This is a genomic window from Acinetobacter sp. CIP 53.82, from assembly GCF_000369465.1.
Classification (GTDB): Bacteria; Pseudomonadota; Gammaproteobacteria; order Pseudomonadales; family Moraxellaceae; genus Acinetobacter; species Acinetobacter indicus.
The window spans coordinates 528,533-536,435 of the sequence record NZ_KB850046.1 but is presented as its reverse complement, the minus strand read 5'-3'; the positions used below and the strand labels follow the sequence as shown (position 1 = coordinate 536,435).

Sequence of the window (7,903 nt, the reverse complement as noted above, 5' to 3'; positions counted from 1 at the left end):
GTGCAGCGGTAGTTCAGTTGGTTAGAATACCGGCCTGTCACGCCGGGGGTCGCGGGTTCGAGCCCCGTCCGCTGCGCCACTTAAGCTTCTTTAATATTCGTTTGAACCACAATAGTGACTTTGTGTAAGTGCAGCGGTAGTTCAGTTGGTTAGAATACCGGCCTGTCACGCCGGGGGTCGCGGGTTCGAGCCCCGTCCGCTGCGCCATTTACATAAAATGCTTTTGAGGGCGCTTAGCTCAGTTGGTAGAGCGTCTGCCTTACAAGCAGAATGTCGGCGGTTCGATCCCGTCAGCGCCCACCATGATTCTTTTGCGATGCAGCGGTAGTTCAGTTGGTTAGAATACCGGCCTGTCACGCCGGGGGTCGCGGGTTCGAGCCCCGTCCGCTGCGCCATCTCAAAGAATAGCCTTATAAGTTTCCTGAGCTTATAGTGGACTCAAGATTGACAATCTTAATCAGGGCGCTTAGCTCAGTTGGTAGAGCGTCTGCCTTACAAGCAGAATGTCGGCGGTTCGATCCCGTCAGCGCCCACCATATTCAAGCTGTAAAGCTTAAAAGACCTTAATTGCTTACGCAATTACCGTTGCAGCGGTAGTTCAGTTGGTTAGAATACCGGCCTGTCACGCCGGGGGTCGCGGGTTCGAGCCCCGTCCGCTGCGCCATTTTTCATGCCCTGATGTGAAAAATGTGATCAATTACCAAGACTACACACTTCGCTGGTCTTGCGTCGTAAAAAATAATATATTATTTTTTACTCTTCAGGGCGCTTAGCTCAGTTGGTAGAGCGTCTGCCTTACAAGCAGAATGTCGGCGGTTCGATCCCGTCAGCGCCCACCATATCTTTCTTGCCTAAATCTTAAATATTCCATAGAATCCCAGCATTATAAAACAATAAAATGGACTGGATGATCTATGCGAAATCCATATCAACGCAAGGCCGCGTCTAAATCTCAAACTTCAAGCTATAACGTTCAAGATATTTACAAACAGTTTATTGAAATTATGGTCAGCCAGGGACAAGTGTTTGCGCTGTATCATGACGGCTGGGCCTTATGTGCCACACCCACCGGACAGCGTGCTTTTGCGGTCTGGCAAAATAAAAGTCTGGCCAAACTGCTGGTCAAAGACAACTGGGAAAATTACGATATTCAGGAAGTCAGCTTTAAAGATTTTATTGAAAAAGTCCTGCCATTTTTAAGGCAGGAAAGCACACTGGTGTCGATGAATCTTAGTCCCGAAGGGCAGAATGTGCTGGTAGCACCGGAAAAGCTGCTGCTGGATATTAAAAACTATCTTTACCAGATTTATTTGCAAAAACCTGAGGTCTATAAAAACCTGCAACTGCCTTCGCCACGTTCCATTCGCCTTAATTAATATTTATTGGGTATTAATATTCATTGAGTAGCCAACCACTTACATAAGCAAAATATTCGCGTAACCAGGAGTTATAGCGAATATAGAGTGGTGTAGGAGCGCTATAGGGCAAGGGCTGCTGATAGCCCTGTTTGCGGGCAATCGCCAGCGCACGCGGTAAATGAAAATCACTGGTCACCACGGCAATCGGATCACTGAGCTGAATATCGTGTTGTACCAGCAAGGCCTTGGAATTGTGGAAATTCAGAGCGGTACTGGTACTGCGTGCTTCCAATAGAATTCGTGTTTTCGGAAGATGATGCTGCTCTGTTAAATAGTGCGCCATCACTTCGGCTTCGGTCCACTGATTCCCAAAAGCGGCGCCACCACTGACGATAATTGGAATCTGCGGCAGCTGCTTGGCTAACGCGGCCCCGGCATCCAGGCGTTTGGCCAAGGTTGGCGTTGGCTGGTTGTGCTGGATTCCCCCGCCTAAAATCAGAATCGCCTGCGTATTCGGATTGGGTTGGCTATGCAGGCTTTGCCAGTGTAAGTAGCCAAAGAACAGCGCTACACTGAGTAGCCAGACCCAGAAAGCACCCCATACTAAACGCCAGCCTTGTTGATAGATCGGGCGCTGTCGAATCCAGCGCTGTAGCGGAACATAACACAAGGCATAAATGAACAGTGCTGCACCGAGCAGCATCGGCAGCAGGGTACCAAAGTGAAAGCTGTTCAGGCTGAGCAACCACAAACCATTGGCCAGCAGTAGAACTGCAGCCATCAGGCTAAAGATACGTTTCAGTGGGGCGTGGCTGTGACTCTGCATGGCGGAATAATCATAAATAGCGTGATGTATCTACAGATTATAAAAGATCAAGATGAAAAAACCGGACATCAAGTCCGGTTTTTTCACTTTTAGTTTTCAGCCAGTTAGCGAAACTTAGTAGACATCACGGCGGTAACGGCCTTCGCTGCGTAATTGATCCACCGTCGCTTCACCAAGCAGTTCAATCAGGGTCTGGTCAACATCGCTGGCCATGCCATCAATACTGCCGCAGACATAAATCACGGCACCTTGCTCAATCCAGCGTTGCAGTTCTTCGGCCTGTTCACGCAATTTATGGTGTACATAAACTTTCTGTTCCTGATCACGTGAGAAGGCCACATCCAGACGCTGCAACATGCCGGTGCTTTGCCATGCAGACACAATAGTTTCATAGAAAAAGTCATGTGTGCGCTGACGTTCACCGAAAATCAGCCAGTTCTGGGTATAGTCATGACGGATACGTGCCTGTAACAGACTCATTAGCCCGGCAATACCGGTACCATTACCAATACAGATGATTGGACGGTTATCATCAATCAGGTGGAACGATTCATTGGTGCGAATGCGCAGGGCAATACTGCTCTGTAGCGGCGCATGTTGGGTGAGCCAGCCCGAACCAAGACCCAGTTGACCTTGGGCATCGGATTGCTGGCGGACCACCAGACGCAAAATCTGCTGCGATGGAATGCTGGCAATCGAATATTCACGTGCAGGCAGGGTCGGTAACTGTTCCAGTAAATGTTCCAGATTGGCAAACGGCTCGATTTCAACCGTCAGATCTTTGTCCCAGAGCGCCTGTTCAATCGGTTCACCGGTCGAATCTAGCAGGGTACCCGGCTGAATCTGATGCTGTTGCATAAAGGCTGCCAGACGATCAGGACTGTTCCCCGGCTGGATTTCGGCAATATCACCGGCTTCCCAGTGCGCTTCGTGTTGTGGCGCCAGCTCGATATTATAGGCCGGTGCCCCCAGACTGTTCGGATTGAGCAGATCACGCTGTTTCAGAATCCAGCTGTCAAAGGTCTTGTGAATGTCCATGCCTTGCAATTCAAGCTGGGTGGTTTGGGCCAGTGCCGCATTCCAGCGCTGGATATCTTCATTGCTGGCATTATCCACTTCAATGGTGGCAAACAGAGGCTGCGCCTGATTGCGTTGTAACCACTGATCAATTTTATGACCAAAGCTGCAGTAGCTGTCCAGATATTCCCTGGAGCCCAGCGCCAGTACCGCATAACGAAGATGCTGTAAATTGGCCGAGCTGCTCAGGATTTTCTTGTCAAAGCTGGAGGCTAAATCAGGTGCTTCACCGGTACCATAGGTACTGGCTACAAACAGCACCTGTTCTACCGATTGCAGATCTTCCAGACTCAATTGCTGGACCGGTTTCACGGTCACCGGCTGATGCGCTTCCTGCAAACTGGTCGCAGTACGCCAGGCCAGCTGTTCAGCCACGCCGGTTTGGGTGGCGTAGGCAATCAGCCACGGTTTGGCATTTGGATCAACCGTGACGGCGCTTGCGCTATTCCGTGCTGCCTGGGTCAGTTTCTTCTGCTTGCGACGTTTCAGATACAGCATCCAGCCGGTCACAAAGAACAGCGGCATCAGCAGGGAAGCGACCATGGCAAAGAACTGGTACACCGGACCAAAGAAGCTGCCACGGTGAACCGGTAACATGCTGCTCATGATTTTTTCATTGAGCTTTTTATCTTCATACAGGCTGATGTCGGTGAGGCTGGCCGTCTGATAGTTATAGGTTGCACTATTACGGGCACGTTCATGCTGCGGTACTGCATCGACAAAGTTCAGGCTGACTTCACCATTGGCTTGTTTGGGCAGATTCAGGGTCATGGTTGAGTAGTCGCGTCCCAGTTGTGCCTGTACGCCAGTCCAGGTCTGGTTTAATACAGCCTGCATTTGCAGCGAATCCAGTCCTTCCGCACGCTCACCACGACCTTCACGCGCAGCACCTTCGCCACGTTCACGGCCTTGCGGCGCATCACGCTGACCTTGCGGCGTGGCATTGGCCTGCATTTGCGGTTGTGGACGCTCTACGCCCAGCACCTTGAACATGCCATTACGCCACCAGTCATAGGACCAGTACAGACCGGTACAGGCCAGAATCAGGTAGAAAATCACCACCCAGGTGCCGACAACGGCGTGTAAATCCCAGATGAAGTTCCGGCCTTTAAGTTTCGGCTTCACAAAGAACCACTGTTTTACCGAATGCTTTTTCGGCCAGCGTAGATACAGACCACTCAAGACAAAGAAAATCAGCATCAAGGCACAGGCGCCGGTAATCTGCTTGCCGACAGGGCCAACGGTCAGGTTACGGTGTAACTGCTGGATAAACTGGAAAAATTCACGGCCTTTAATCTCGGGTAACACTTCTGCGCTGTAGGGGTTAATCAGCACATTCTGGCCGCGACGTGCGCCTTCTTTGGCAATATTGACACTCGAAGATGCTGCCGGATCGGAGGCAATGGTAATGCTATTAATTTTGGTTTCAGGCTGAGTCAGCTGAAAATGCTGATAGATTTCCGCCGGGGTGAGCTTGGCCCGGTTTTCGACCTGCACGGTATAACTGTCCGGATTCATCCATTTTAGAATTTGTTGTTCATAGGAATAAATCGCACCGGTAACACCCATCAGTGCGAGAATCAGGCCCGCACTAATTCCAAGGAACCAGTGCAGCTGGAAAAATATTTTTTTAAGCATAGCAATACAGCAGCAGTGTGAAGAGAACAATGGGCGAAAATTATAACTGAAGAATAGCGAGATGGAATAGAGTTTGAATATAATATTTATTCTCATTATCATTTAGATTGGTACAAACCGGATAAAAAAACCTCCAGCAGGGTGGAGGTTTTTTTGAACATACAGGCTTAAAGCTGTTTTGGCTCACCTACAGATTCAAGCAGGTGCTTACGAATGGTTTTAAAAGAAAAGTTTTTAGAATCCAGACGTTTTGGCAAGATATAAGCGCCTTGCTGACCTTTGACGGTAAAGTTCACCAGAATGAAATCCGGGGTAGAATACCATTCATAAATATCTTTCCAGCTAATCGCGCCCATGCCTTCTTGCAGGCCCATTTGCTGACGCATGATGATGCCGTGCGGTTGTACGCCCAGACGGATGCCTTTAATTTCCTGTACCGGAAATTCGTTCATTTTACGTTTGGCATACCATTCCAGACCGAATTTACGGATCAGGAAGTACAGCACCACACAGACCAGAGCCACCCAGCAGAAAATGGTGGAATAGTTCTTGATCAGGATAATCCCCAGAATAGACAGGGCCGTAATAATGCCCATGATCGCCCAGGCTTTGGTGCCAATTTTGTTGGTGCTACGCCAAATTAAAAGCTGGGCATGACGTTGCTCGGCTTCGCTAATGTCGTAGTTCACAGGCTGTAAAGTATAAGCGTATAAATTTTTCGCGGTCATAGTGGAACTAACAAATTTCAAACTCAGAAAAGTTTAGCATTAATTACAGCATTTCAGGAGTCTATTGTTGCAAAATCATCCGAATTATAACGAGGCCAGTTCGGTGGCATCCTGATCACGGTCATGGCTTAAACTCTGTTTTAGCTGACTCAGTTGATGCAGGATGGTCAGCATCAGCGATAACTGCTGCAAAATAATCAATCCCTGTTGATCTTCCTGATGATTTTGACTTAAACGCTGCCGGATGGTATGCAGCATATTTTGCGAAGACAGATCCGGTACTTCATCGTTCAGCAAGGCACCGCGAATATCTTCCAGCGCTTTATCCAGCAGGGTTAAGATCTCCGGATCTTCAATTTTTTCCCGGTGTGCGCCCAGCGCGGCAATATAGCTGATAAAGGTATGATTCAGGCACAGCAGTTCAAAGGCCTGAGCTTTTTGCGAGGCATCAAAATCCGGCTCAGTGGCCAAGGTAGAAATGAGCGAAGCTAACTCGGCATCGGTATTATGCGCTGCACGGCGTACCACGCGATAGGTCAGGCCGTTATTGCGCCCGGTTTTGTATTGTTCAACCACTTCGGTCAGATAATCACACTGCGCATTTAAGGCACGGCGAATGGTGCGCGGCAAGCGGCGGAATTTCCAGTCCGGGAAAATAAAACTGACGCCAAACCAGGCCAGTGCGCAGCCAATTAAGGTATCAATCATACGCGGCAGGGCGGCGGCAAAGCCCATGCCATCGAGGTTAAAGTTAATCAGTGCCAGAATGGTAATAAAGGCGGTGGCTTGTGCATACTGCTTACTGCGTAATTCAAAGAACAGAATTCCGCTGACTACCAGCAGCAACAGCTGACCTTCGACCGACGGAATAAAATATAAGATGCTATAACCGACCAGAATCCCGACCAGCGTACCGACAATCCGCAGGCGTAAGCGGCGTTTGGTGGCGTTAAAGTTGGGTTGGGTCACAAACAGCGCGGTCAGTAAAATCCAGTAGCCGTATTCAATATTGGTGACCTGGACAAAAATATAGCCAATCAGCAGTACCGCCGATAATCGAATGGCATGCCGGAACAGCACCGATTCCGGAGTTAAATGCTGCTTGATCCGGATGACCATATCATCCCAGCCTTTCAGGTCATCATCTTTAAGCTGGTTTTCAATATGTTTGGTTTTATCCAGCTTGATATAACGCTCGGTTTCCAGGTTGCGTAACTGCGCGTCAATAGATTTAAGGTTCTGATACAGGGCAAACAGGGCATTGACCCAGACCTGATCATACTGCTGTTCGCTACGTAGCTTTTGCAGCGAGTGTTTCAGGTTTTCAAAGGCATGTTTAAAACGTTTGCTGTGAATATAGGGTTCACGCTTCAGGATGCTTTCGCTTAAATCTTTACAGGCCTTGCCCTGAATCGCCAGAATGCGCTGGAAACGGAACAGGATGTCGCTGTGCTCAAAAATTTTGGCCAGTTTCTGATAGTCAATATGCGCAGAGTCGGCACGTTCATGAATATCCTGGGCAATAAAATAATACTGCAGGCTGCGGCGGGTATCTTTCTGGCCGCGGTCACCTTTTAAACGGGTCAGTAGCGCGGTTTTCAGTTCATTAAACAGGCCAATCAACTTGCCATTTTCCATTGACAGGTCAATCAGGCTTTGCTGATAGCTGCCGGGTGTCATATCGACATCAAACAGGTTGGATTTGGCAAACAGGAAATCGCCTAACGAGGCATAGCTTTGCGAAAGTTTGTCTTGTAGCTGCCGTACCGGAAACAGTAAAAAGCTGATGGTGGAAATCAGCCCGTACCAGACTGCACCAACCACCAGCAAGGCTGGCTGGGTGTACCAGTCTTCAAACAGGTCCACACCGAGCATGGCATAAACCGAAATCACCAGACAGCCATAGGCAATGGTGGCATAACGCCGGCCCAGAGAACCGAGCAGAATCAGGCCAATACAGGAGATAATCAGGCCAATGGCAAACAGCACCGGATGTGGAAACAGCAGCTGAATGGAGGCGGCGGTAATAAAAAAGCCGATATAGGTATAAGTCTGGTTCAGGATTCTTAAAGAGAAGCGGTCATCAATATCACTTAAACCGGCTGCGACCACGCCCAAGGTTAGCGGAATGGTGGCCAGCTGATAGCCGAGCAGATAAGGAACAAAGGCGGTGCCGGCAAAGGCGATCATCATCCGGATGTTATAGATAAAGGCCGTGTTGTAGGCAATGTGTTTGAGACGTGTGAGCCAGGATTTCAAGACTGTTCCTTAAACGA

5 protein-coding genes and 7 tRNA genes are annotated in these 7,903 nt (G+C 49.1%); 8 read left to right on the top strand and 4 right to left on the bottom strand.

The genetic code is table 11. From position 1 onward, the window contains the following. Positions 1–2 precede the first annotated feature (2 nt). From F905_RS08170 to F905_RS08135, 8 genes are all read left to right on the top strand, one after another. Positions 3–79, top strand: a tRNA-Asp gene (locus F905_RS08170). Between the two features lie 51 nt (positions 80–130). After that, positions 131–207, top strand: a tRNA-Asp gene (locus F905_RS08165). A 20-nt stretch (positions 208–227) separates the two neighbouring features. Beyond that, a tRNA-Val gene (locus tag F905_RS08160) sits at positions 228–303 on the top strand. Positions 304–318: 15 nt separating this feature from the next. After that, positions 319–395, top strand: a tRNA-Asp gene (locus tag F905_RS08155). A 65-nt stretch (positions 396–460) separates the two neighbouring features. After that, positions 461–536: transfer RNA gene (locus F905_RS08150), tRNA-Val, on the top strand. A gap of 51 nt (positions 537–587) precedes the next feature. Then, positions 588–664, top strand: a tRNA-Asp gene (locus tag F905_RS08145). Between the two features lie 99 nt (positions 665–763). Continuing rightward, a tRNA-Val gene (locus tag F905_RS08140) sits at positions 764–839 on the top strand. A gap of 75 nt (positions 840–914) precedes the next feature. Then, positions 915–1,376 carry a DUF2750 domain-containing protein gene (locus F905_RS08135; protein ID WP_005179520.1) on the top strand — a complete coding sequence of 154 codons (462 nt, stop codon included), beginning with the start codon at positions 915–917 and terminating at the stop codon, positions 1,374–1,376. Positions 1,377–1,389: 13 nt separating this feature from the next. Here F905_RS08135 and F905_RS08130 read toward each other — a convergent pair whose 3' ends face one another. The 4 genes from F905_RS08130 to yccS all read right to left on the bottom strand — a co-directional run bounded on the left by F905_RS08130 (position 1,390) and on the right by yccS (position 7,886). Continuing rightward, positions 1,390–2,184 (bottom strand): YdcF family protein, encoded by a 795-nt coding sequence (locus F905_RS08130; protein ID WP_005179517.1) that lies wholly within the window; start codon positions 2,182–2,184, stop codon positions 1,390–1,392. 114 nt (positions 2,185–2,298) lie between these two features. Then, positions 2,299–4,899: a PepSY domain-containing protein gene (locus F905_RS08125; protein ID WP_005179514.1), complete on the bottom strand. Its 2,601-nt coding sequence runs from the start codon at positions 4,897–4,899 to the stop codon at positions 2,299–2,301. 167 nt (positions 4,900–5,066) lie between these two features. Beyond that, on the bottom strand, positions 5,067–5,627 hold the full coding sequence (locus F905_RS08120; protein ID WP_005179510.1) for a YcxB family protein: 561 nt from the start codon (positions 5,625–5,627) through the stop codon (positions 5,067–5,069). Positions 5,628–5,711: 84 nt separating this feature from the next. After that, positions 5,712–7,886: a YccS family putative transporter gene (gene yccS / locus F905_RS08115; RefSeq protein WP_005179507.1), complete on the bottom strand. Its 2,175-nt coding sequence runs from the start codon at positions 7,884–7,886 to the stop codon at positions 5,712–5,714. Positions 7,887–7,903: the final 17 nt, after the last annotated feature.

Coding starts and splice junctions, on each gene's coding strand:
- F905_RS08135 (WP_005179520.1), top strand. CDS start 915: ATGCGAAATCCATATCAACGCAAGGCCGCGTCTAAATCTCAAACTTCA.
- F905_RS08130 (WP_005179517.1), bottom strand. CDS start 2,184: ATGCAGAGTCACAGCCACGCCCCACTGAAACGTATCTTTAGCCTGATG.
- F905_RS08125 (WP_005179514.1), bottom strand. CDS start 4,899: ATGCTTAAAAAAATATTTTTCCAGCTGCACTGGTTCCTTGGAATTAGT.
- F905_RS08120 (WP_005179510.1), bottom strand. CDS start 5,627: ATGACCGCGAAAAATTTATACGCTTATACTTTACAGCCTGTGAACTAC.